This is a genomic window from Arthrobacter sp. Cza30 (assembly GCF_059090765.1).
In genome coordinates, this window is sequence record NZ_JBNHGA010000005.1 from 123,718 (window position 1) to 146,443 (window position 22,726).

Sequence of the window (22,726 nt, forward strand, 5' to 3'; positions counted from 1 at the left end):
AGGCGCCAGCTCCCCCGCCCGATCACGCACTTCCGAAGGCCACATGCCCACCAGCGACGAACTCAAGGACGCGCTCAGCGCCATCTTTGACTCCCAGATTCCCAACTACGGCGACTACAACCTCGTCTTCGCCAGCGGCCGCCAGGACGATACGCACCGGGCGCAGGGCGGGACCGGCGACTTTTACGTGATCGGTTACCGCTGGCGGCCGCAAGAGCTGGTCATAGCGCCATTCGACGGCTCCGCGCTGACGGCCGGCGGCACCCCCGTCGCGATCAACATGACCAACATGTCCCATGCAGTCCAGCTCGGCGGCGGGGAATACGAAGTGGGCACCAGCACCGGCAGGACGTTCCGGTTCGGTGTCCAGGCCGAAGGCCGGCTGCCCGCCGAGGGCCACACGATCGACCAGTCCGAAGACCAGCCCGACTTCCACAGCTTCATGGCGGAGCTGATCTTCCGGGCCTAGCCGCTCGCCCCGGGCCCGCAAAGCATCGCCTCGACCTCCCGGTCCGCCTCACGGATCCGCCACCGGGAACGGCCTCGGGCGGCTATGGACACTGCCCTGTCCCGCACGTAACGTCGGGACCGGATGCAGCACAACCATCAACCGAAGGTGAAGGCCATGGACCGGAGATGGGGAATCAGGACCGCCCTCGCAGCCACCATCGTGACCGCCCTGCTGTGCCGGTTGCTTAGCCGCAAGTCCCGCTCCCCGGAGGCCGGCTCCCCGGCCGCCCCCACCCCCACTAACCCGACGCGCGCCGCCTCCGAGGCCGCCCCCGCACTGTCGAACCTGGCACACGGCCCGTCCGAGGCGGGATCGACGCCTGCGAACCTGACGCACGCCCCCTCCGAGGCCGCCACCACGCCATTGAACCTAGCGCCCGCCCCCTCCGGCACGGCGAGCGGGAACCCCGCGAGCGGCCGCACGGCGCCGGCCGCCGACGAGGACCTGATGGTGGAGGAGACCATGCCGGAGTCCCCCGGCGACACCGGCACGGCGGCCGCCGGCGGCTTCGGCGCCGATGAGCCGGTGCCGGCCGATGTCGAGGACGCGGCAGCGGAGCAGGCGGCCGTCACGGACAAACCGCTCTACGATGAGACCGAATGGCTCGGTTACGCGGGCGAGGCGGTCATCGAACCGTCCGTCGAGGCCGAGGATGGAGACGGAGCGAACCGGAAACGAGGCTGACGGATGGACGACGAAGCGGATCGGCGCATCCTGCCGCTTCGGTTTGCCCCCTTGGCCCTGGCCGTGGCGCTGTCCACCGTCCTGGCCGGTTGCAGCGGCGGCAGCGGCCGGCCGGACACCGGCGGCGGCGCCGGGACCAGCCCGGACGTGGAGGCGGCAGCCTCGGGCCTGGCCGATCCGTGGTCCATAGCCGTACTGCCCGACGGCAGCGCACTCATCTCCGAGAACGACACCGGCCTGATCAAACACGTGGTCGACGGCGAAACGGTTGCCGCCGTGCCCGTGGAATCTGCGCTGGAAACCACCGGCGAGGCCGGCCTGCTGGGGCTGGAGCCCAGCCCGGATTTCGACGCCGATGCCCGGCTCTACGTCTACCTCACCTCGCCGGAGGACAACAGGGTACTCAGCTACCGCTGGGACGAGGGCCGGCTCAGCGACGGGCAGGAAATCGTCACCGGCATTCCCAAAGCCGGGATCCACAACGGCGGACGGCTCAAGTTCGGCCCGGACGGCTACTTGTACATCGCCACCGGCGACGCCTCCGATTCCTCCCGCTCCCAGGATCTCTCCTCCCTGGGCGGCAAGATCCTGCGGGTCACGCCCGACGGCAACCCTGCCCCCGGCAACCCCTTCGGTGACAGCCCGGTCTACAGCTTCGGCCACCGCAATGTGCAGGGGCTGGCGTGGGACGCCGACGGCCGGCTCTGGATAACGGAATTCGGCCCCGACCGGGACGACGAGCTGAACCTGATTGAGCCCGGCGGCAACTACGGCTGGCCCGACGTTACCGGAGCCCCCGGCGACGAGCGGTTCATCGACGCCAAGGTGGTCTGGCCGTCCACGGCCGATGCCTCCCCCAGCGGCATGGCACTGGTGGACGGGACGGCGTGGATCGCTGCGCTGCGCGGCCAGCGGCTGTGGCGGGTAGAGCTCGACGGCACCGAGGCCGGAGAGCCCGAGGCCTTCTACGAAGGAGAATACGGCAGGCTGCGTGACGTGGCCGCTGCCCCGGACGGCCGGCTCTGGGTGCTCACCAACGGCACCGACGAGGACCGGATGCTGGCCGTTTCTGTGAAGTAGGCGACAAAGGCCGCCTCAATTTCACATTCGCGGAAATGTCCTGCTAGAGTTACATGTCGTTGCGAGGGAAAAAGCTTCCGGGAGACCGCCGCCTGACCCTCACCGACAGCTGCACCTCTAGCTCAACTGGCAGAGCAATTGACTCTTAATCAATGGGTTCCGGGTTCGAGTCCCGGGGGGTGCACAGACAAACCCCGTCTGACCGGCGCAAGCCTGGTCAGGCGGGGTTTTCCGTTCTGCGGACGGCTGAGCAACGTGTCCGGAGAAGTGACAGGCCGCAGCCTCCCTAGCCAGGCCCCACGAGTTCATGAATCCGTTCGATCACCCGGACGACCTCCAAAGCCTCCCTGGGATCGACCGGGATGGGCCCGCTTCCCCGAATCGACTGAGCCGCGGCCCGGTAAAACCCAAGGTAGTCGCCTCGTTCGGTCGGCACAGCAACGGGTGCCGGGTGGCCCGGCGCCCGGATGCCGAGCGTGCCCCACGTGCTTTCGGGCTCGGTGCCGAACCCTGGATCAGTTGGGACTGCACCCGCCGCCAAGGCAGGCTCCTGGCCGTCCAGGCCGTAGCTGACGTAGGCGTTTTCGGTCCCCAGAACGCGAAAGCGGGGCCCGGCCTGTGCCGCCACCCGGCTCATCCAGAGCCGCGAACGCACGCCGTTCGAGTGGAATAGCTCAACGAGGCTGACGTCGTCGTTGCCGCCGCCATCGCGTACGGTGCGCACGTCGGCACGCACCTCTTCAACCGGACCGAACAGCACCAGGGCCTGGTCGATGAGGTGGCTGCCCAAATCAAAGGTGATCCCGCCGGCCAGCTGCGGAGGCGTCGTATCCTGCCAGCGGTCGACGACTTTGGGTGCCCAGTGCTCGAAGCTCGATTCAAACTGATAGACCCGGCCCAGATGCCCCTCGGCCAGCACCTTGCGCACGGTTTGGAAGTCCCCGTCCCACCTGCGGTTCTGGAACACGATCAGGGGTTTCCCGACGCGTTCTGCCCGTTCGATCAGTTGCTCGCCGTCGCCGACCGTCGGCACGAAGGGCTTGTCCACGATCACGGCCAGGCCTGCGTCCAGAGCCGCCAGCGCTTGGTCCACATGGGTGTGGGGAGGGCCGGCAAGCACCACCAGTTCCAGATCCAGGCCCCCGGTCAGCATTTCGTTGGCGTCTGCAACAATCTCCGCGTCGGGATGGTCCCTGGCGGCCTGAAGCCTGCGTTCCGGGTTGGCCGTCGCGATGACGTCCAAGGAGAACTCCGGAAGGGCACCGAGGAAGGGCCCATGGAAGACTTTGCCGGCCAGCCCGTAGCCCACCAAACCGGTCCGGACGGGCCGCAGAGGACCTTCGGCGTAAGACATACCGGAAGATTACTCTTGTGCCATAATTTGTTCAAGGAATTAACAATTGATGGCAGCGGGACGGAGTAGCCTGCGGTTGAACGATAAGTTACGCAGTTGTTTCTTGTCCACAATAATCCAGGGAGGCTTGGTTGAATTCAGCAGACGCGCCGGCGCGCACCAGTCACGGGCGGCTGCCGGCCCAGCGGGCGGGGAACAACCTCGACAGCATTCGCCGGCATAACCTCTCCACCATTCTTCAGTTCGTGCATCATGCCGGCCCCGTCCCACGCTCCGAGCTGACACGGAAAACAGGGCTGAACAGGTCGACAGTCGGCGCCTTGGTCGGCGAGCTGGCCGAGCTCGGACTGGTCTTGGAAACCAGCCCTGACTCAAGTAACGGTGTCGGGCGGCCGAGTGCCGTCGTGCGCCCCAACCCGGCGACGGTGGCGATCGCGGTCAATCCCGAGATCGACGCGGTGACCGTCGGTGCCGTCAGCCTGGGCGGGGTTGTCCAAAAACGGATCCGCTACGAGACGGACAAGGCTCCCAGCGTCCGGGAGGCAGTGAACATCAGTGCGGCGATCATTGAGGGAATGAAGACCGACGGGACCCGAATCGCAGGGATCGGCGTCGCGGTACCGGGTTTGGTGCGGACCCGGGACGGGCTCGTGCGGCTGGCCCCGCATCTGGAGTGGACGGATGAACCGATTGCCGAAATGCTGGCCACTGCCACCGGGTATCCCGTGAAAGCGGCCAACGATGCGAGCCTTGGTGCTCTTGCCGAAAGGACCTTTGGGGCCGCCCGGCGGGTCAGCGACCTGATTTATCTCAATGGCGGGGCGAGCGGCATCGGCGGCGGGATCATCAGCGGAGGCCACGCCCTGACGGGCGTCGCCGGTCATGCCGGAGAGCTGGGCCACACCCGGATTAGAAGCGGCGGAGGGCTTGATACTGCCCGCGCCCGAGGCACCCTGGAGTCCGAAGTTACCCGCGATGCCCTGCTTGCCGCCCTCGGATTGGCATCCGCAGACGTGGACGAACTGGAGGAGGCGCTGCTTTCGTCCACTTCTGCCAAGGTTCGGGCTGTTGTGGACCGGCAGCAGGAGTACCTCGCCATTGCCCTTGGCAATGCAATCAACATCCTGAATCCGGAGTTGATCATCCTGGGCGGCTTTCTGGGTTCCTTGCACGCCGCTGATCCGGAGCGGCTGGAGCGCCTCGTTTCCCGGGAATCACTGCCGGTTTCACACCAGAGCGTCCACATTTCCCGGCCGCAGCTCGGCGCCAATCTTCTCATGGTCGGCGCGGCTGAGCTGGTATTCGCAGACCTCCTGGCCGACCCGGCTGCCTACTCCTTCGTCGCCTGACCTGGCGCGGGTCCCGCGACGAGGGGGCGCTGCTCCTGCTCGACCGGTTTCATGTTGTCGAGAACCGGTATCGGCTGAGGTGCCGGTACTCCGTTCCGGCCGGAAGGACGACTGAGGGAAAGTCGGGGAAACGGCTGGAATCGGTAATTTTTTGGGGCTCAAGGCATATGCCGCTGCCGGGCCCGTAGACGGTTCCGCCGCGGCCGGCCAGCGGTGGCAGCCGGTTCGCTGTATAGATCTGAAGACAGAATTCCGTGGTGTACAGCTCCATCATGCGTCCGGTTTTGGGAGAGTAAAGTACTGCCGCGGGCTTGGCGCTGTCCCTGCCGGGATTGAACAGGAACGTGTTATCGATGCCCGGCCACGGCTCGGTGCCCGACTTCGGCAGGAAGGCTCCGATCCGCCTCAGCTTGCGGAAGTCGAAAGCCGACCCGGCGACCGGCAGGTGGCTACCGGTCGGAATGAGCTCCCAATCCGTAGCCAGGATGTAATCCGCGTCAACCATCAACTGCTGATCGGTGACGGGCCCCGCCCCGTCCCCGTCCATATTCCAGTAAGCGTGATTGGTCATATTCACCGGGGTGTCCGCATCCGCCCTGGCCGTGAAGAGGATCGACAGCTCGTTGGCGTCGGAGAGTGAGTACCGGACCCGCGCGGAGAGGTTTCCCGGATAGCCTTCTTCGGCTTCGGGGCTGCGGTATTCAAAACTGACAAAGTCGTCCTGCGCCGGCTCCGGGGACGTATCCGATCGGGACCACAGGACGCGGTCAAAACTTCGGCTGGGTCCGCCATGGAGATGGTTCCGTCCCTCGTTCGCGGCAACGGGAAAGGTGACCCCTGCTGAGGAGAAACGGCCGCCCGCAATGCGGCCCGCTGTCCGGCCGATCGTTGCGCCTAGGTAGCAGTTCGCGTGGCGGCGGTAGTCGTCCACCGAGTCGAATCCCAGCACCACGTTTTCGAGCCTGCCGCCCCTGTCCGGCAGGAGCAGTTCGACGATCCTGGCTCCGTAAGGGTCCACCGTCAGTCGGGTGCTGCGCGCATTGGCGAGGACCAGTCCCGTCTCCTGCCTGCCGAAGCCCACCTGCTTCTTCACGCCGCGCCCTCGTTGTGACGGCGGAACCACGTCTCTTGCGGTTCGGCATGGCTGCGATACTGATCCCGGATAAGAGGCCGCGGATCGGGTCGCAGCTCCGCATCGAAGTGCGGCGGCCAGTCAGGGCGTACTCCACCCAGGACCCAGGCGGCCTGCACCGCGGCACCCTCGGCCACGTACTCGCCGGGTACCGGAATCGAGACCGGCATGTCGAAGACCTGTGCGGCAATCGACCGTACGGCCCGGTTCTGCGCGCCCCCGCCGATCAGAAGGACCCGCTCGGGACGGGCACCGGCCTTCCGCAGGGCATCAAGCCCGACGGCGAGACTGCACAGCATCCCTTCAACGGCAGCGCGCGCAAGGTTGGGCCTTGTCATTGCGGTCAGCGACAGCCCGTGAAGACTGCCCGTCGCAGTGGGCAGGTTTGGGGTGCGTTCCCCTTCGAACCAGGGGATCAAGACGGCTCCCCCGGCCCCGGCGGGTGCCTCCAGGGCGAGACGCGAGAGCTCGTCGTTGTCGACGCCCAGCACCTCGGCGACCGACGTCAGGATGCGGGCTGCATTGAGCGTGGTCGCAATCGGGAGGAAGGCGCCTGCAGCGTCCGCAAAGCCGGCCACGGAACCAGTCCTGTCCCGGTGGAGTTCGGTGGACGAGGCGAACACGGTTCCGCTGGTGCCGATCGAAACGATGGCTTCCTGGCCGGAAGCGTTCAGGCCCAGCGCCGCAGCGGCATTATCTCCGGCTCCCGCGCCCAGAATGACTCCCCCGGGTGTCTTTCCAGCTGGCTCATGGGGGCGGAGGACACGGGGCACGATGGCAGCATGTCCGAGGGCCAAAGTGAACAGATCCATGTCGTACCGGTTCGCCTCCGGATCCCAATAGCCGGTACCGCTGGCATCCGACCGGTCTGTCCTGAGTTCTTCAAGGACCGGCCCAAGCGGACTTGAAGCGGCCGGTCCATACCCACGCAGCCGCCAGGTGAGCCAGTCGTGGGGAAGAGCGACCGCGGCGACCTTTGCTGCATTGGCGGGTTCGGCGTCACGCAACCACCGCAGTTTGCTCGCGGTGAAAGACGCTACCGGAATCAGCCCCGTCCTTTGCACGTATTCATCGGCGCCCACTTCGCGCACCAGGGCAGCGGCAGCGCCCGCGCTGCGAGTGTCGTTCCAGAGCAAAGCCGGCCGGATCACCCGGCCCTCCGTATCGAGGGCCACCATCCCGTGCTGCTGTGCTGCTACGGCAAGGCAGCTGACCGAGCCAAGACCTCCCGCCTCGGCCAGCGCCGCCTGCAGCGCACTCCACCAGGCCTCCGGGTCAACTTCGGTGCCCGCCGGATGGGTGGCCCGCCCCGCGGAAACCACCCGGCCGGAGCGGGCATCCCGGAACACCACTTTGCAGCTTTGCGTCGAAGAATCAACACCCGCGACAAGCGCCACGATGCCTCCAGATACGTTGGCCGAGCCTAAACCTCACCGGTTCCGGCAGATCAGCGCGCGTTGAGCAGATGTTCCATAGCCAACTGCTGAAGCCTGACGAACCCGAACCCGGAGCCGTCAAAATACCCCTCCGGGGCAAAATCCTCATACGAGGAACGGTCTTGGAGCAGCTCGGCGTAGGACTCTCCTTCGCCTAGGGTCGGCTGCGCCAGTTCGGTGACGCGGGCAGCGCTCATCGCTTCCTGTACGTCCGGGTCCGAGCGGAAGGCGGCGGCCCGTTCTTTCAGCAGCAGGTACATCCGCATGTTCGCCGCAGCCGAATCCCACACTCCCCCGGCATCCTCGGTCCGCGACGGCTTGTAGTCGAAGTGGCGCGGACCGTCGTAAGCCCGGCCGCCGTTCGGGCCGCCGTTTTCCAACAGGTCCACCAAAGAGAAAGCGTTCTGCAGGTCGCCGTGGCCAAAGACCAGATCCTGGTCGTACTTCACCCCCCGCTGGCCGTTGAGGTCGATGTGGAACAGCTTGCCGTGGTACAGCGCCTGGGCAACGCCGGCGGTGAAGTTCAGGCCCGCCATCTGTTCATGTCCGACCTCAGGGTTTACACCGAAAAGTTCGGACCGTTCCAGGGTTTCGATGAACGCCAGCGCATGGCCGACCGTCGGCAGCAAAATGTCGCCTCGGGGTTCGTTGGGCTTGGGCTCGATCGCAAACTGCAGGTCGTACCCCTGATCGGTCACGAAGGCCGCCAAAACGTCCAGCGCTTCCCGATACCGTTCAAGGGCTGCCCGGACGTCCTTGGCGGCGTCGTACTCTGCGCCCTCGCGGCCGCCCCACATGACGAAAGTCCGGGCCCCGAGCTCTGCGGCCAGATCAATGTTCCGCAGGACCTTTCGGAGCGCGAACCGCCGGACGGCCCTGTCGTTGGAGGTGAACCCACCGTCCTTGAAAACCGGGGGGCTGAAAAGGTTCGTCGTGACCATCGGAACCTGAAGGCCCGTGTCCTCGAGGGCACCTTTCAGGCGGTCAATCTGCTTCTGCCGCTCTCCCTCGCTGCTGCCGAAGGCGAAGAGGTCATCGTCGTGGAACGTCAAGCCGTACGCCCCGAGACCGGCCAGGCGTTCGACCACTTCAACGACATCAACGTGCGACCGGGTAGGACCGCCAAAGGGATCGGCCCCCGTGTATCCCACCGTCCATAGGCCGAAGGAAAACTTGTCTTCGCGGCTCGGCTGCCTCATTGCCCTCTCCCATCATGAAGCAATAATAGTGAGCAACAACATATTAGCCGCGGCGGCCCAAGTCAACGGGTCACCGGCCGCACGGGCCGCTCGCACCCTGCTAAGCCGCCGACGCCTCCGGCCCGACATCGCCCGCGGCCCCTGCGCGGGCCGCTGGCACGAGCCGTGTCATCCCCGGCAGCGGAAAAAAGCTATTGCATTTGTTGTGACTGATTACTATATTGAGTTTTCACATGATGTTGCTCACACACCGAGCTTCACGTGCCGCCTCACCTCCAGCGACGAACAGGAGCGATCCCATGGCGCACCCCACCGAACCTGCCGGTCATTCTCCGCTGCTGAAAGTTGAAGGCGTGGTGAAGCAGTACCAAGGCGTGACCGCCCTGCGCGGGGTGAGCCTGGACATCCGGCCCGACGAGATCCATGCCCTGCTGGGAGGCAACGGGGCCGGCAAGTCCACGCTGATCAATGTGCTGTCGGGCGTGGTCTCCCCGGATGCGGGCACTGTCACCCTGGCCGGGGAAGAAGTGCGGTTCCGCCATCCCAGCGACGCCCTCGACGCAGGCATCACGACCATCCACCAGGAGCTGTCGCTCGTGCCGGCGCTCACGGCCTTGGACAACATCTTCCTGGGCCGCGAGGTCAATGCCCGATTCCTCGGTTTGAAGGTCAGGCTTGACCGCAAGGGCATGGAAGAGCGCGTACAGCAACTGGCCGCCGACTTCGGGCTCACCCGGGAGGACTTGAAGCTTCCCGTTGGGGAGTTCGGTGCTTTGAAAAAGCGGGTGGTGGAGATCGTCAAGGCACTGGCCTTCGACCCCCGCGTCCTGATTTTGGACGAGCCGACCTCCGGGCTCGAAGAAGAAGAGAAGCGGCACCTGTTCGAGCACATGCGCAAGCTCAGGGCGCGGGGCGTACCGCTGCTGTGGGTAACCCACCACCTGGAGGAACTGTTCGGTCTGGCGGACACCGCCACCGTCTTCCGCGACGGGGCCAACGCCGGAACTGCCGCCATCGCAGAAACGGACGTCGATGACCTGCTGGGCATGATGTTTGGAGTCGCAGCCGGCGAATTCGGTGCGGCCAGCGGCACGCCGCCGCACACTGCGGCCGACGCCGGCGAGGAAGTGCTGCGGCTGGAGAATGTGCACCGCAGCCACGTCTTGAAGGACATCTCGCTGTCGGTTCGCAAGGGCGAGATTCTAGGCATAACGGGCCTGGCTGGTGCCGGGCGGACCGAGTTGGCCAGGGTGATCATGGGCTTGGACAAGATGAGCAGCGGAACGATGCACCTCAACGGGCGACCCCTCCGCCTCCGCGATTCCAGCTCGGCATACCGCCACGGGTTGGCCATGCTCCCGGAAGACCGCAAGCAGCTGGGTATTCTGCCGGAATTTTCCGTGGCCGAAAACATTTCGATCTCCAGTCTGGGCGGGGTCACGCAGCTGGGTTTCCTGCTTAAGGGCCGCGATGAAATGGCCCAGGCCGAAAACTACCGGCAGCGCCTGGCGATCCGCGCCCCAAGCGTCAAGGAGAAGATTCGAAACCTCAGCGGCGGCAATCAGCAGAAGGCCATTGTGGCCCGCTGCCTGAACACCAAGCCGTCACTGCTGATCTTCGACGAACCGACCCAGGGCATCGATGTTTCGGCCAAGGTGGAGGTTCACAACCTCATCCGTGATTTTGTCGCCGCGGGCGGGGCGGCGATCGTTATCGCCTCGGAAATCGCCGAGCTCTTGGAGCTGAGCCACCGTGTGCTGGTCATGAAAAAAGGCCGGCTCGTGGGTTCAGTGGCCTCGTTGCCGCAGGAACTGGCCGCCGGGAACTTTGAGGGCGTGAAGAACAGAATTCTGGCGCTATCCGCCGGCAGGAGCGAGTGATGAATCTCCAACGGACCGTGTCCCGCACACTGTCGACCAGCGGCGTTCCCATTGCAGTCGCCCTGGTCGTCCTGGTTATCGTTTTCCAACTGATGTCGCCTGTCTTCCTGCAACCGGGGAGCCTCACGGATTACATCAACAACGCCATCCCCGTCTTGCTGATTACCGTGGGGGTGGCAATCGTCATCGTCGCGGGCGGCATCGATCTGTCCGTCGGCACGGTAGCCGGGCTAAGCGCCGGTACGACCATGTGGGCGCTGATTAGCGGTGCGCCGACCCTGGTGGGCGTCCTCGTGGGGGTCGCCACCGGCACGGTATTCGGCCTGTTTAACGGGTGGCTTATCACCAAGTTTGGCATCAACGACTTCATCGTCACGCTGGCCACCCTGAACATCGCCAGTGGACTGCTCATCGTCCTGACAGAACAGGTACCCCTCCAAGGGGTGACGACGCCGGGCTTTTCAGACATCGTCTACGGCCGCTTCCTGGGCATCCCGAGCGCCTTCTGGATCGCCGCAATCCTCTTGGTCATCATGCAGCTTTTCCTGGCCAAGACGGTGTTCGGCCGGCGCATATACGCCATCGGCATCGGAGCCGACGCTGCGAACGTGGCCGGCGTCAACGTCCTCCGCGTCAGGATGGGCACTTTCGTTGTCTCCGGGATGCTGGCCGGTGCCGCCGGCGTCCTCATTGCCTCCCGCCTTGGCGCTGTGCAGGCTTTCCTGGGCGGAGGGTACGAATTCATTGCCATCGCCGGTGCCGTCCTGGGAGGCGTAAGCCTTGCCGGCGGCCGCGGTTCCGTGTGGGCCGCCGTCGTCGGTGGCCTGCTGCTGGCAACCCTGCAGCAAGGCCTGCGCCTCAACGGCGTCGACCCCGTCTATTTCAGCATCGTCACCGGCCTTTGCATCGTCGCCGGGGTGGTCTTCGACCGCCGCGTACAGCAATACGCCCTCAATATGGGCAAACGCTCAAGGCGCGACGTACCCCCCGAAGACGCTCCGCCCCGGCACGACGCTCCCCCCGCCGAGGCTCAGCAGCAGGCACAGAAACCCGCCGCCCGCCAGCGCCCGTACGTGACCAAACAGCAGCAGGACTGACCCATGAGCACTTCAACACCTACCCGCAACACCAGCCTGATCGGCCGCATCGTCGACCGGATACTGCTGGACCCCACCTTGGGCGTGCTGGCCATGCTCGTCCTGGCTTGTTTGATCGCGGCGTTCACGTTGCCGGTGTTCCTGGCTCCGTCAAACCTGTTCAACATCCTCAACAGCAGCATTACGGTGATGATCCTGGCCATGGGCATGACCGTCGTCCTGATCGCCGGAGGCATCGACCTCTCCATCGGGGCCGCCATGGCACTTTGCGCGGGAGTAGCGGCCCAGACGATGAAATCAGGAATGCCACTGTTCGCCGCGATCCTCGCCGCGCTGTTTGCCGGTGCCTTGATCGGGATCGGCAACGGCCTGCTCGTCACCCGGGTCGGGCTGCCGGACTTCATTGCCACGCTCGCAATGCTCGGCTTCGCCGGCGGCATCCTCTACATCTGGACCCAGGGCGTGCCCATCATCGGCTACATGGTCCCCGAGTTCTATGTCATCGGCGGGCTGAGCCCGCTGGCCGGAGCGCTCACGCTGCCCATGGTCATCGCCCTCATCGTGGCGCTGCTCCTTGGCGGGATCCTGGGATCCTCCCGCCTCGGGACGCACCTCTTCTCAGTCGGCAGCAGCCGGACCGGTGCCGTACAGTCCGGCGTGCGGGTGGACCGGGTCCGGATCATCGCCTACGTCATCAGCGGGCTATGCGCCGCGATCGCCGGCGTCATCCTGGCCGGCCGGAATACCAACGTCCCGGCGGACCTCGGCGTCGGTTACGAGATTCAAGCCATCGCCGCCGCCGTCATCGGCGGTGCGGCACTCAGTGGCGGCAGGGGCCGCATCCTGGGAGCCATCCTCGGCGCCATCACGCTGGCGGCGACGATCAACATCATCAACCTTGCCGGCGTTCCGTCCAGCTACCAAAAAATCGTCATCGGTTCGATTCTCATCGTCGCCGTCCTCGCCAACCGGATCAGCGCCATCATCAACGCCCGCGTCCGGCAGCGGCGGGCCGTTGTGCTCGACGTCGCCACCGTGTAGCCGAAACCAGCTTCCCCGATCTCCCCGTTGCTGCGGGGACCACCAAAAAATGAAAGGCAAGACAATGTCCACAACTGACACCACCCGGCCGACAGGCCGCCGTCGGTACGCCCGGACCCGCAGCGCCCTCGCTTCCGGAGCAGTCACGGCAGCCCTCATCCTCACCGGCTGCACCACGGTCGAGACGCCGGCCGGCACCGGTGGAGGCGGCGGCGGAGGCGCCGGTGCCGCGGTCAACCCGGACTCGGCCGCCGATGCCGCCATCCGCGAATTGGTGGACGGCCGGGAAATCAAAGTCGGCTTTGCTCCCCCGATCCTCTCCGAGTTCTACACCCAGGTCGAAAAAGCTGCCTTCAACAAGATGAAGGAATACGAGGACCGGTTCGGTGTGAAATGGACCTGGGAGCGCCAGGGTGCCCTCAACGACGCCCATTCAGGCACTGAAACCCTTGGCATCGTGCAAGGGTATATAGCCCGCGACTTCGACGCGGTCTTCGTCTGCTCGGCCGCCAACGCCGCCACCATGCAGGAACTGTACGGCCGCGGGCAGGAAGAAGGCGTCGACTTCTACCAGTTCAATTCCACCGAAGAGCTGGCCAATCCTTCCCAGGCTGAGGACCCCACCGGTGGCCTCAACACCGTCTCGAACATCGGCTATGACGACCGCTGGCAGTCCGGCTACATCGCTGGAAAGTACATCGGCGACCAGCTCAAGGGCGAAGGCAAGGTCATCCAGATCATGGGGCCCTCCGGATCGGACTGGACCAAGCTGCGCCAGCAGGGCTTCAAGAAAGCCATCTCCGAGTACCCCGGTATCGAGATCGTCGGACAGGCCGACGGCGGCTACGTCCGGGACAAGGGTCTCAGGGCCGCGCAGGACCTGCTGACCAAGAACCCCGATGTCAACGCGATCTACGGCGAAAACGAAGACATGGCGCTCGGTGCGTCCCAGGCCATCGACGCACGGGGCCTGAAGCATTGGGACGGGCAGGACGGCATCATCACTATCGGTGCCGACGGCCTGATTTCGGGAATGGACTCCATCAAGGCCGGCAAGCTCACCGCCACCGTCGACGTGAACAGCGTCGAGATGGGGCACAGCATGATCGAAACCCTCTTCGCGCATGAGGTCCTGGGCATGGAAGTCAACCAGTTCGTCCGCATCCCGACCGATGTCGTCGACGCGTCGAACGTCGAGTGGCACCAGTCCGTCCTGCAGGAGAGCCAGCAGGGCCAGGGAAGCTACTAAACCTTTCCCAATAACCACCGAACTGAGAGGTTCTACCGTGAGCAGCAATCGAAAAATGGACCCGGTGGACGCCGTCGTCGTCGGACTCGGAGCGGGCGGTGGACCCGCCGTCAAGGTCCTCAGCGAAGCCGGCTACAAAGTCGTCGGATTCGACAAGGGACCGTGGCTACGCCCGGAGGAGCACTACTCCGGTGACGAGTTGAAGTTCCAGAACCGCAGCTACCTGTGGCCGGACGTGAAGCTGATGCCACGAACGGTGCGCCAGGACGATAACTCCGAAGCCCGGATCTTCAATTTCTCCCCGGTGCCCTCGAACGTCGGCGGCGGGACGAGCCACATGGCCGGCTGGATGCCCAGGCCACGGGAGTCGGACTTCATCTTCCACTCCCTCCACGGGGATCTGGAAGGCGCGAGCCTGGCCGACTGGCCGTACCGCTACGAGGATTTGGAACCGTACCTGACCAAGGTTGAGTGGAGCTACGGCATCTCGGGCCTGACCGGCGCGGACCGGGGGGAAGGCTTCCGCAGCAAGCCGTACCCCAGCGGCCCGTTGCCGCCGACCAGGTTCGGCATGAAATTCTATGAAGGCTCCAACAAACTGGGCATCAATTCGTTCCCGCTGCCCATGTCGCATCTGACCGAAGGCAACGCCCTGGGCCGGGCTGCGGTGAACCGGACCAGTTTCTGGAACCAGTACGGCGACCCCACCCAAACCCGCTCCAGCGTGGCGACGACCTACATTCCCGAAGCCCTCGCCACCGGCAACCTGGAGGTAAGGGCCGACAGTTACGTCCGGGAAGTCAAACTGGGCAAGGACGGCCGAGCCACCGGCGTCGTCTACATCGACCCCGAAGGCCATGAGGTGGAACAGGACGCCGCCGTCGTTGTCTTGGCGCTCGGGGCCATCGAGTCGTCGCGGCTCATGCTGCTGTCCGCATCGAACCGGTTCCCCGAGGGACTCGCGAACGACTCCGGCCTTGTCGGCAAGAACGCCACCTTCCACGAATACATCTTCGCGGTCGGACTGTTCGACAAGGACATCGAGGAGCCGTTGCGCGGCTGGACGGGAAACTACCAAAGCGGCGGTTCCACCCACTTCTACGAGACCGACGAAAGCAGGGGCCACATCGGCGGCGGCATCATCGCCACCACTCAGATCGGCCAGGCGATCAACGCGATCATGCCCGGCCGCCCGACCTGGGGGCAGGCCATGAAAGACGCCGACCGGAATTACTTCGACTACTCGATGAAGATCGGCTTCATCCTGCAGGACATGCCCCAGGAGACCAACCGGGTCGATCTCGACCCGAACGTCAAAGACGCCTGGGGGCTGCCGGTAGCGCGGATCACGAACAAGCCCCACGCCAACGACATTGCCATGAGCAAATGGCAGATCGACAAAAACGTGGAAATCCTCCAGGCGGCCGGGGCAACAAAAACCACCCCCGTCTACCTGGGAGAGGAGTTCACCGGCAATGCGTGCCATCAGCAGGGCACTGTCCGGATGGGAACCGACCCGGGCAAGTCGGTGCTGAACGGATGGGGCCAGGCCCACTCGGTGGACAACCTCTTCGTGGTTGACGGCGCGGGCTTCCCCACCGCCATGGGCGTCAACCCCACGCTCACGATCATGGCCCACTCCTGGCGCTGCGCCGACTACATCGCCGGCACCTACCTCAAGGGCCGCAGCTAGCGGCTGAAACTACCGCCGGTAAAGAGAATCGCAGAACAGAAAGGAAGACAAGATGGTTTCGAAAGCCGACTGGGAAATCGTCCCCATCCGCATAGACCCGGACTCGGACGAGAAACTGTTCTTCACCGACCACGAGTGGGAGACCATCGAAGCCGCCGCGGCGCGGGTGATGCCCACGGACCATGATCCCGGGGCACGTGAGGCGAGGGTAATTGTCTTCATCGACCGTTACCTCTCAGGCATCGACTACCTCTACGCGGCAGCGGACGGTTCCGGCTTCCTGGCCCTGGCCGGTCAAGAAGCGCGGTCTGCCCGGGCACGCATCGCCGATCTGCAGCGGCTCTACCGCGAAGGGGTTCGTGAACTCGACCGACGGTCGCGCGAGTTGCGGGCAGAGTCCTTCAAGGACGCGACCGCAGAGGTCCAGGACCAGGTGCTCGAACAGGTCAGCGGCGCTCCCAAACCGGTGCCGCTCTCGCTGACCTCCATGGAGGTGTACTACTCGCGGCTCCAGGGAAACACCGATGAAGACAAGAGTTTTTTCGACACGCTGTGCCTGCATGTCCGCCAAGGTTTCTACGCTGACCCGGTCTACGGCGGAAACAAAGACCAGATGGGTTGGAAGATGCTCGGTTTCGACGGGCCGCAGAACCTGCGCGACACCATGGACGGCACCTACAGCACGGCCAAGTACTTCGTCCAGGAATACGACTGGGAAGAACTGATCCCGGGCTTCAAGCACGGCTCGGAACAAAACGTGACTGAAGGTGGCGAAGACGCCGCCGGCAGCCAAGCCGCCGACACGGCTTCGGCATCGGACCGTACCGAGGAATCCAGTAAGTAAGGGGAAAGACAATGACCGCCTACGAAGACAAGCTCAACAAGTACGTCGACCGCTCCTACACCTTCATCCCCGAGACCATCGATCTGAGCAAGACCGTGGTCCACGCGCTCGACATCCAGAATCTCTGCCTCGACCCGGAGGGGGCAGACTACATCCAGAGTGTCGGTGGAGCGCCCTCCGGGCAGGAATCCCTCGGGCCGGCCAAGAGAATGATCGAACTCGCCCGGGAAAAGGGAATCAAAGTCGTCTGGTCCATGTGGGGCATGCACCCCGAGGGTTACGACATCGGCATCTGGGGGCTGAAGTACCCGTCCTGGAGAGAGCCCGATTCGCCTTTCAATCACGGAACGTGGAACGGCGCACTCTGCGAAGGATTCGAGCCCCAAAAGGGCGAACCCGTCTTCCAAAAGCACCGCAACAGCAGCTTCTACGGGACGGCCTTCAACGAATACCTCCAGCAGGACGGCGCCGAGTACCTCGTGATCGTCGGCTCCTCGACGGCCAACTGCGTACCGACCACGGCACGCGACGGCTTCGACCGGGGATACAAAGTGATAGTCGTGGCCGATTCCGGCACGGCCATTCCCCTCAATACCCATGGCCGCAACCCGGAGTTCGACCACGAAACCCCTGAAGGATACGGACAGTACTGGGAATCCCTGCGCAACATCCAGGCTCAGTACGCGGACGTGATGTCGAGCGATGAATTCGCTGCCCTCGTCGAACGCTCATCCCTGGCGGCGGGACAGGAAGCCTCAGTAAGTGCAGACGCCTCAGCCCGCTAAACCGCGGTACAGGGGAGGTGGGACCGTTATGAATGCGCCGCCTAAGGAACCGGTAAAGGTTCCCCACGACCAACGACGCGGCACCACCTCCCCGGGCACCCGGCACCTCGATCCACCTTGAGGAAGACACCCATGGCACCGTACGATCCCACGCAATGGCGCAGGTTCGGTCGGCTCGACTGGTCTTGCACACTTGCCGGATTCGGTTCAGTGGCGCTTGGAAACATGCGCACCCCCATGCCCACAGAGGATGCCCGGGCACTGGTACGTCATGCCTGGGACGCGGGCGTCCGGTTCTTCGATACTGCACCCATGTACGGCCATGGCCTTGCCGAATACCGGCTGGCCGATGTCCTCGCCGATGAGGACAGAGAAGCGTTCGTCTTGGCCACAAAAGTCGGGCGAACCCTAAAACCCGCAAGCCCGGGGACCTTCAGTACCGCCCCCTGGTGCAACACCCCGCCGTTCCGCATGGAATACGACTACTCCTACGACGGTGTGATGCGCCAGGTCGAAGACAGCATGCAGCGAATGGGGACAGATTACTTCGACGTGCTCCTGGTTCACGACACGGACCGTTGGACTCACGGCGCCGACCAACCCCGCCGATTTCAGGAAGCCCTAAACGGTGCGTTCAAAGCCTTGTTTTCCCTGCGGGACCAAAAGGTAGTGCGGGCCGTGGGCATAGGCGTCAACGAGGTCGATGTCTGCATGGCAGCGGCAGAAGCAGCCGACATTGACTGCATTCTTATCGCCGGTACTTACAACTTACTGAACACCGAGGCGCAGGACGAGCTTCTCCCACTCTGCCTGCGACGCGGGATCGCCGTCATCAACGGCAGAATCTTTGGATCGGGCATCTTAGCCACCGGCCCTAAACCCGGAGCCCGCAAGGACTACGCTCCGGCAACGCGTGAAACCCTCAGCGAGATCCGTGCTTACCAAGAGGTAGCCGACCGACACGGAGTGCCTCTGGGCGCGGTGGCATTGCAATTTGGCGCCGCCCACCCTGCCGTCACCAACGTCTGCCTCGGCGCCCGCACCATCATTCAACAAGAGCAGAACTACCAATGGCTGAGTCAGAGGATCCCCGTCGAGGTGTGGCAGGAACTGAAGCACCAGCAACTCATTAGCTCCGCCTCCCCCACACCCGAAACCTCCCAAAAGGACAACTAAGGATCAGCATATTCAGGAAGGCCCCCATGATGCTGCACGAAGTCATCAAGATCGCCGCCATCGCCGAAGAAGCAGCCGAACAACTGGCAATCCGCATCGTCGTCAGTGTCGTTGACATCCACGGCAACCCGGTGCTTCTCCATCGCATGGACGGCGCACCCCTCCACTCTTTGGACATGGCCTTCCGCAAGGCCTACACCGCCGCCTCGTTCAACGTGGAAACAGAAGAACTCACGTCGCAAGTACAACCAGGGCAGCCCCTTTACGGCCTGGCCGTGAACTCGGGCAGCCAACTCATCGCCTTCGGCGGTGGAGCACCTGTACAGCTCCAACGAGGCGAAAGAGTCGGTGTCGGGATCTCGGGAGGAACCACTGAACAAGACATTCATATCCTCAAGACCGCTCTTACTTCACCCCGCACCATTTCCTAAACCCGCTGCGACTCACCTCTGCCGGATAACCGCGTCGGCCGACCACCGGACAAATCAATGCCGCGGCGTCACCTGATCAGGGGATACACCAGCAGGTTTTTGTGCAGCCGGCGCCAGCCTTCAGCCAGTTCCTTGCCGGCGTCGTAGTCATCGACAACCAGCTTCGCTTTTACGCCAGCGGCGCCCCGCTCCACACTGGGGACGCCACCACAGCTGGCAGCAGCTGTGTCGGATGTCGGGTTCTTGACGGCCACACACGTATCACCTTTATCGGGATCGCTCGGTATTGCGGCATAGAACGCGCAGTCGTCGTCCTTGACCAGCAGCCGCGCGCTGTCTGCCTTGACGCCGAATATCTTCTTCGCGTAGCCGGTCAAAGTGTCGGCCAACGGCTGCGGGTTCGACGGCGATCCCCGTCCGGCACCGCGTGTAGCTCCGCCCAAGGCAATCCTGCCTGCCAAGGGGGCAGCGTTTTCCATGGCCCTGCTCTGCCGCGTCCGGTTGGCAGCAACGGAGCGCCTAGTGCAGCGCCGGCTACGCCGTTAGGATGCCGGGTTCCGGCCGACCGGGACGCCGGCGGGTCAGTCGCCGTCCTCGTAGCCGTCGATCTCGGCGATGTCGATGGTTTCCGCCGCGCCGATACCGAAGCGGCTGTTGCCCAACCTGCGGATGATCACGGTCAGCCGCTCCTTGAGCTCATCCATCTGGTCGCCGCTGCCGCTGCTGAGCAGCCGCTCCAGTTCGGCGGCGTGCTTGAGGGCCCGCTTGCCCTCGTCGGTAATCTGCACGATCTGCCGCCGGCGGTCCACATCGCTGCGGGCACGGATGATGTGCCCGTGGACTTCCAGCCTGCCCAGGGTCTTGCCCATGGTCTGCGCCTGGACCCGGACGCGGGTCGCCAGCTGCGCCTGCGTCATTTCCCCCTCGGCGGCCAGCACCTCAAGGGCAATGACGCCGGCGTGGGTCAGGCCAAGGCCGGCCAGTTTGTCGTTCCATTCGTGCTCGACGAGCCGGGCGGCGGTGGAGAGCAACCGTGGCATCGGCCAATTCTTCAAATCCGGCATGCACTCAAGTATACGTACGTCGTCGGAACGGCCGGAGGGCTGTCTTGGCTATGCTGGTGTGAAACCCCGGATCCCTAAGGAGCTCCCCCATGGCCGAACGACTGTCGACCGGCGACACCGCGCCGGATTTCACGCTGCAGGACTCGGCGGGCAACACCGTCTCGCTGGCCGATTATCGTGGCCAAAACGTTGTGGTCTACTTCTATCCCGCAGCTTCGACACCGGGCTGCACGAAGCAGGCCTGCGACTTCCGCGACAGCCTCGACTCGCTGAAGGGCGCCGGATACGCGGTGCTGGGAGTCTCCCCCGACCCGCTGCCGAAGCTGGTGAAGTTCGCGGAGAAGGAAGAGCTGAACTTCCCGTTGCTCGCCGACGAAGACCATGCCGTAGCCGAGGCGTATGCGGCCTGGGGCGAAAAGAAGAACTACGGCAAGGTCTACGAGGGCCTGATCCGTTCCACTGTCGTGGTGGACCCCGAGGGCAAGGTAGCGCTCGCCCAGTACAACGTCCGGGCCACCGGCCACGTGGCCAAGCTGCGCCGCGACCTCGGCCTGGACAATTAGGCGTCCGCCGGAGGTATAAGACCCCGCCAAACGAGTGCCGCCGTGCCGGTAGACTGATTCCTGTTCCGGCCTGCCCGGAACGAATGCGCGAGTGGCGGAATTGGCAGACGCGCTGGATTTAGGTTCCAGTGTCTTCGGACGTGCGGGTTCAAGTCCCGCCTTGCGCACCATCAACAGGAGCCCCGCAGCGTCAGTTGCGGGGCTCCGGGCGTTCCACGGCCCGCCCCGGGTCCCGGGCCGCAGAGGCCTCCACCGCCGTCGTACCGCCATCCCGCGCGGGACCTGTCACCAAATTGTGATGCTTTTGGCCAACCGCCGAACCTGAAACCGATGCTTTCGATCAGACATGTGACTAAGCTCTCATCAAGCGGACGCGCCACCGCGCCTCCGCCGGCTGCCGTACATAAAGTCGGCGTCACACCTCACGTCCCCGAGGAGCAGTCCATGTCATTTACTGACATCTTTTCCGGAGGCCAGCGAAGCGGCCGGCGCGCCGGAGCGGTCATTGCCGGCTTGGCCGCCGGCGCACTCGTCCTGTCCGGCTGTGCCGAGAGCGAGCGCGGCGGCGGAGCGCAGGGCGAGACGGAGGGGGTTAATCCGGCCTTCGTGTTCGCCGCGTCGTCGGATCCCAAGTCGCTGGATCCGGCCTTCGCCAGCGACGGCGAGTCCTTCCGCGTCAGCCGCCAGATCTTCGAGGGTTTGGTCGGCGTCAAGGAAGGAACACCGGACCCTGAACCGCTGCTGGCTGAATCCTGGGAGATGTCCGACGACGGGCTCTCCTACACCTTTCAGCTCAAGGAGGGCGTGAAGTTCCACGACGACACCGACTTCAATGCCGATGCCGTCTGCTTCAACTTCGACCGCTGGTACAACTTCGAGGGGATCCAGCAGTCCCAGTCGGTGAGTTACTACTACGGCTCGCTGTTCCGCGGCTACTCGGATTCCCCCGAGACCGCCGTCTACGACTCCTGCGAGGCGGTCAGCGACACCGAGGTGACGGTGAACCTGGCGCAGCCCTTCGCCGGTTTCATTCCGGCGCTGTCGCTGCCGGCTTTCGCGATGCAGAGCCCCACCGCCTTGGAGGAGTTCAACGCCGACGACGTCGGAGGTTCGGAGGAGGCTCCGGAGCTGAGCGAATATGCCATGGGCCACCCGGTGGGCACCGGCCCGTTCAAGTTCGACAGCTGGTCGGTCGGCGAGTCCCTGCAGCTTTCCGCATTCGACGGCTACTGGGGCGAACAGGGCCAGGTCCAGGAGATCATCTTCCGCATTATCGAAGACCCCAATGCCCGCCGGCAGGCGCTGGAGGCCGGGGACATCGACGGCTACGACCTGGTTGCGCCGGCCGACACGCAGTCGCTGGCCGACGCCGGATTCAACGTCATTGCGCGCGATCCGTTCACCATCCTGTATCTGGGCATGAACCAGGAGCAGGAGGCGCTGAAGGACCTCAAGGTCCGGCAGGCGATCGCCCACGCGATCGACAAGGACGCGCTGGTCCGCCAGACGCTGCCCGAGGGCACCAAGGTCGCCACGCAGTTCGTCCCGGACACGGTCAACGGCTACAACGACGACGTCACCACCTACGAGTACGACCCGGAGAAGGCGCGGGCACTGCTCGAAGAGGCCGGCTTCGGCGACGGCCTGGAGCTGATGTTCAACTACCCGACCGGGGTGTCCCGGCCGTACATGCCGACGCCGGAACAGGTGTTCACCAACCTGAGCGCCCAGCTCGAGGAGGTCGGCATCACCATCGAGGCGCAGCCGGACAAGTGGTCCCCTGACTACCTGGACCGTATCCAGGCCAGCGCGGATCACGATATCCACCTGCTCGGCTGGACCGGCGACTACAACGACACGGACAACTTCGTCGGGGTCTTCTTCGGCCAGGAGAAGCCGGAGTTCGGCTTCAACAACAAGGAGCTGTTCGACAAGCTGTCCAAGGCACGCGAGACCAGCAGCATCGAGGAAGCGACGCCGCTGTACGAGGAGATCAACGAGGACATCGCGCAGTACGTCCCGGCGATCCCGCTGGCGCACCCGGCGCCGTCGCTCGCCTTCGCCCCGCGGGTGACCTCCTACCCGGCCAGCCCGGTGAACGACGAGGTGTTCAACGCCATCGAGCTCAGCGAGTAGCCCCGTCCTGCCGGGGTCCGCA

Annotated in this window: 21 protein-coding genes and 2 tRNA genes; 17 read left to right on the forward strand and 6 right to left on the reverse strand. The window is 64.6% G+C overall.

Going from position 1 to position 22,726, the window contains the following annotated elements; genetic code table 11:
• Positions 1-43 precede the first annotated feature (43 nt).
• From AC5RVZ_RS17850 to AC5RVZ_RS17865, 4 genes are all read left to right on the forward strand, one after another.
• Positions 44-469 carry a hypothetical protein gene (locus tag AC5RVZ_RS17850; RefSeq protein WP_494067107.1) on the forward strand — a complete coding sequence of 142 codons (426 nt, stop codon included), beginning with the start codon at positions 44-46 and terminating at the stop codon, positions 467-469.
• Between the two features lie 156 nt (positions 470-625).
• Entirely contained in the window at positions 626-1,195 is a 570-nt protein-coding gene (locus AC5RVZ_RS17855) for a hypothetical protein (protein ID WP_494067108.1), read from the forward strand.
• A 3-nt stretch (positions 1,196-1,198) separates the two neighbouring features.
• A complete protein-coding gene (locus AC5RVZ_RS17860) occupies positions 1,199-2,275 on the forward strand; it encodes a PQQ-dependent sugar dehydrogenase (protein ID WP_494067109.1) in 1,077 nt (358 codons plus the stop codon).
• 111 nt (positions 2,276-2,386) lie between these two features.
• A tRNA-Lys gene (locus AC5RVZ_RS17865) sits at positions 2,387-2,459 on the forward strand.
• Positions 2,460-2,561: 102 nt separating this feature from the next.
• Here AC5RVZ_RS17865 and AC5RVZ_RS17870 read toward each other — a convergent pair.
• A complete protein-coding gene (locus AC5RVZ_RS17870; RefSeq protein ID WP_494067110.1) occupies positions 2,562-3,629 on the reverse strand; it encodes a Gfo/Idh/MocA family protein in 1,068 nt (355 codons plus the stop codon).
• 131 nt (positions 3,630-3,760) lie between these two features.
• On the opposite strand from AC5RVZ_RS17870, the gene AC5RVZ_RS17875 reads away from it, so the two are divergent.
• On the forward strand, positions 3,761-4,978 hold the full coding sequence (locus tag AC5RVZ_RS17875; RefSeq protein ID WP_494067111.1) for an ROK family transcriptional regulator: 1,218 nt from the start codon (positions 3,761-3,763) through the stop codon (positions 4,976-4,978).
• Positions 4,979-5,027: 49 nt separating this feature from the next.
• Here the strand turns inward: AC5RVZ_RS17875 and AC5RVZ_RS17880 are convergent, their stop codons facing one another.
• Genes AC5RVZ_RS17880 through xylA form a run of 3 tightly spaced genes read right to left on the reverse strand, consistent with a single transcriptional unit; the run spans position 5,028 to position 8,745 of the window.
• Positions 5,028-6,071 carry an aldose epimerase family protein gene (locus AC5RVZ_RS17880; RefSeq protein ID WP_494067112.1) on the reverse strand — a complete coding sequence of 348 codons (1,044 nt, stop codon included), beginning with the start codon at positions 6,069-6,071 and terminating at the stop codon, positions 5,028-5,030.
• Positions 6,068-7,507, reverse strand: a complete 1,440-nt coding sequence (locus AC5RVZ_RS17885; RefSeq protein ID WP_494067113.1) for an FGGY family carbohydrate kinase — start codon at positions 7,505-7,507, stop codon at positions 6,068-6,070. Before AC5RVZ_RS17885 ends, AC5RVZ_RS17880 begins: the two co-directional genes overlap by 4 nt.
• A 50-nt stretch (positions 7,508-7,557) precedes the next feature.
• Positions 7,558-8,745, reverse strand: coding sequence for a xylose isomerase (gene xylA, locus AC5RVZ_RS17890; protein WP_494067114.1), 1,188 nt, complete (start codon positions 8,743-8,745; stop codon positions 7,558-7,560).
• A 299-nt stretch (positions 8,746-9,044) separates the two neighbouring features.
• Between xylA and AC5RVZ_RS17895 the strand changes: the two genes are divergently transcribed.
• The 9 genes from AC5RVZ_RS17895 to AC5RVZ_RS17935 all read left to right on the forward strand — a co-directional run bounded on the left by AC5RVZ_RS17895 (position 9,045) and on the right by AC5RVZ_RS17935 (position 18,941).
• Complete coding sequence (locus AC5RVZ_RS17895) at positions 9,045-10,625, forward strand: sugar ABC transporter ATP-binding protein (protein WP_494067115.1); 1,581 nt, start codon at positions 9,045-9,047, stop codon at positions 10,623-10,625.
• Entirely contained in the window at positions 10,625-11,722 is a 1,098-nt protein-coding gene (locus AC5RVZ_RS17900) for an ABC transporter permease (RefSeq protein WP_494067116.1), read from the forward strand. Before AC5RVZ_RS17895 ends, AC5RVZ_RS17900 begins: the two co-directional genes overlap by 1 nt.
• A 3-nt stretch (positions 11,723-11,725) precedes the next feature.
• Positions 11,726-12,763, forward strand: coding sequence for an ABC transporter permease (locus AC5RVZ_RS17905; RefSeq protein WP_494067117.1), 1,038 nt, complete (start codon positions 11,726-11,728; stop codon positions 12,761-12,763).
• 64 nt (positions 12,764-12,827) lie between these two features.
• Positions 12,828-14,012, forward strand: coding sequence for a sugar ABC transporter substrate-binding protein (locus AC5RVZ_RS17910; protein ID WP_494067118.1), 1,185 nt, complete (start codon positions 12,828-12,830; stop codon positions 14,010-14,012).
• A 37-nt stretch (positions 14,013-14,049) separates the two neighbouring features.
• The gene (locus AC5RVZ_RS17915; protein WP_494067119.1) at positions 14,050-15,705 is read left to right on the forward strand and encodes a GMC family oxidoreductase; all 1,656 of its coding nucleotides are present in this window, start codon (positions 14,050-14,052) and stop codon (positions 15,703-15,705) included.
• Between the two features lie 52 nt (positions 15,706-15,757).
• On the forward strand, positions 15,758-16,549 hold the full coding sequence (locus AC5RVZ_RS17920) for a gluconate 2-dehydrogenase subunit 3 family protein (RefSeq protein WP_494067120.1): 792 nt from the start codon (positions 15,758-15,760) through the stop codon (positions 16,547-16,549).
• Between the two features lie 11 nt (positions 16,550-16,560).
• Positions 16,561-17,334 carry a cysteine hydrolase family protein gene (locus tag AC5RVZ_RS17925; RefSeq protein WP_494067121.1) on the forward strand — a complete coding sequence of 258 codons (774 nt, stop codon included), beginning with the start codon at positions 16,561-16,563 and terminating at the stop codon, positions 17,332-17,334.
• Positions 17,335-17,466: 132 nt separating this feature from the next.
• Positions 17,467-18,510: an aldo/keto reductase gene (locus AC5RVZ_RS17930; RefSeq protein WP_494067122.1), complete on the forward strand. Its 1,044-nt coding sequence runs from the start codon at positions 17,467-17,469 to the stop codon at positions 18,508-18,510.
• A 26-nt stretch (positions 18,511-18,536) separates the two neighbouring features.
• A complete protein-coding gene (locus AC5RVZ_RS17935; protein WP_494067123.1) occupies positions 18,537-18,941 on the forward strand; it encodes a GlcG/HbpS family heme-binding protein in 405 nt (134 codons plus the stop codon).
• A gap of 68 nt (positions 18,942-19,009) precedes the next feature.
• Here the strand turns inward: AC5RVZ_RS17935 and AC5RVZ_RS17940 are convergent, their stop codons facing one another.
• Together AC5RVZ_RS17940 and AC5RVZ_RS17945 are read right to left on the reverse strand one after the other, a co-directional pair.
• Positions 19,010-19,420, reverse strand: coding sequence for a hypothetical protein (locus tag AC5RVZ_RS17940; RefSeq protein ID WP_494067124.1), 411 nt, complete (start codon positions 19,418-19,420; stop codon positions 19,010-19,012).
• Positions 19,421-19,522: 102 nt separating this feature from the next.
• Positions 19,523-19,981, reverse strand: a complete 459-nt coding sequence (locus tag AC5RVZ_RS17945; RefSeq protein WP_494067125.1) for a MarR family winged helix-turn-helix transcriptional regulator — start codon at positions 19,979-19,981, stop codon at positions 19,523-19,525.
• 113 nt (positions 19,982-20,094) lie between these two features.
• Between AC5RVZ_RS17945 and bcp the strand changes: the two genes are divergently transcribed.
• The 3 genes from bcp to AC5RVZ_RS17960 all read left to right on the forward strand — a co-directional run bounded on the left by bcp (position 20,095) and on the right by AC5RVZ_RS17960 (position 22,704).
• Positions 20,095-20,568 carry a thioredoxin-dependent thiol peroxidase gene (bcp, locus tag AC5RVZ_RS17950; RefSeq protein WP_494067126.1) on the forward strand — a complete coding sequence of 158 codons (474 nt, stop codon included), beginning with the start codon at positions 20,095-20,097 and terminating at the stop codon, positions 20,566-20,568.
• An 85-nt stretch (positions 20,569-20,653) separates the two neighbouring features.
• A tRNA-Leu gene (locus tag AC5RVZ_RS17955) sits at positions 20,654-20,738 on the forward strand.
• 274 nt (positions 20,739-21,012) lie between these two features.
• Positions 21,013-22,704 carry an ABC transporter substrate-binding protein gene (locus AC5RVZ_RS17960; RefSeq protein WP_494067127.1) on the forward strand — a complete coding sequence of 564 codons (1,692 nt, stop codon included), beginning with the start codon at positions 21,013-21,015 and terminating at the stop codon, positions 22,702-22,704.
• The last annotated feature ends 22 nt before the right edge of the window (positions 22,705-22,726 follow it).

Coding starts and splice junctions, on each gene's coding strand:
- AC5RVZ_RS17940 (WP_494067124.1), bottom strand. CDS start 19,420: ATGGAAAACGCTGCCCCCTTGGCAGGCAGGATTGCCTTGGGCGGAGCT.
- AC5RVZ_RS17925 (WP_494067121.1), top strand. CDS start 16,561: ATGACCGCCTACGAAGACAAGCTCAACAAGTACGTCGACCGCTCCTAC.
- AC5RVZ_RS17905 (WP_494067117.1), top strand. CDS start 11,726: ATGAGCACTTCAACACCTACCCGCAACACCAGCCTGATCGGCCGCATC.
- AC5RVZ_RS17935 (WP_494067123.1), top strand. CDS start 18,537: ATGATGCTGCACGAAGTCATCAAGATCGCCGCCATCGCCGAAGAAGCA.
- AC5RVZ_RS17960 (WP_494067127.1), top strand. CDS start 21,013: ATGTCATTTACTGACATCTTTTCCGGAGGCCAGCGAAGCGGCCGGCGC.
- AC5RVZ_RS17855 (WP_494067108.1), top strand. CDS start 626: ATGGACCGGAGATGGGGAATCAGGACCGCCCTCGCAGCCACCATCGTG.
- AC5RVZ_RS17895 (WP_494067115.1), top strand. CDS start 9,045: ATGGCGCACCCCACCGAACCTGCCGGTCATTCTCCGCTGCTGAAAGTT.
- AC5RVZ_RS17850 (WP_494067107.1), top strand. CDS start 44: ATGCCCACCAGCGACGAACTCAAGGACGCGCTCAGCGCCATCTTTGAC.
- AC5RVZ_RS17945 (WP_494067125.1), bottom strand. CDS start 19,981: ATGCCACGGTTGCTCTCCACCGCCGCCCGGCTCGTCGAGCACGAATGG.
- AC5RVZ_RS17900 (WP_494067116.1), top strand. CDS start 10,625: ATGAATCTCCAACGGACCGTGTCCCGCACACTGTCGACCAGCGGCGTT.
- AC5RVZ_RS17870 (WP_494067110.1), bottom strand. CDS start 3,629: ATGTCTTACGCCGAAGGTCCTCTGCGGCCCGTCCGGACCGGTTTGGTG.
- bcp (WP_494067126.1), top strand. CDS start 20,095: ATGGCCGAACGACTGTCGACCGGCGACACCGCGCCGGATTTCACGCTG.
- AC5RVZ_RS17920 (WP_494067120.1), top strand. CDS start 15,758: ATGGTTTCGAAAGCCGACTGGGAAATCGTCCCCATCCGCATAGACCCG.
- AC5RVZ_RS17910 (WP_494067118.1), top strand. CDS start 12,828: ATGTCCACAACTGACACCACCCGGCCGACAGGCCGCCGTCGGTACGCC.
- AC5RVZ_RS17930 (WP_494067122.1), top strand. CDS start 17,467: ATGGCACCGTACGATCCCACGCAATGGCGCAGGTTCGGTCGGCTCGAC.
- xylA (WP_494067114.1), bottom strand. CDS start 8,745: ATGAGGCAGCCGAGCCGCGAAGACAAGTTTTCCTTCGGCCTATGGACG.
- AC5RVZ_RS17860 (WP_494067109.1), top strand. CDS start 1,199: ATGGACGACGAAGCGGATCGGCGCATCCTGCCGCTTCGGTTTGCCCCC.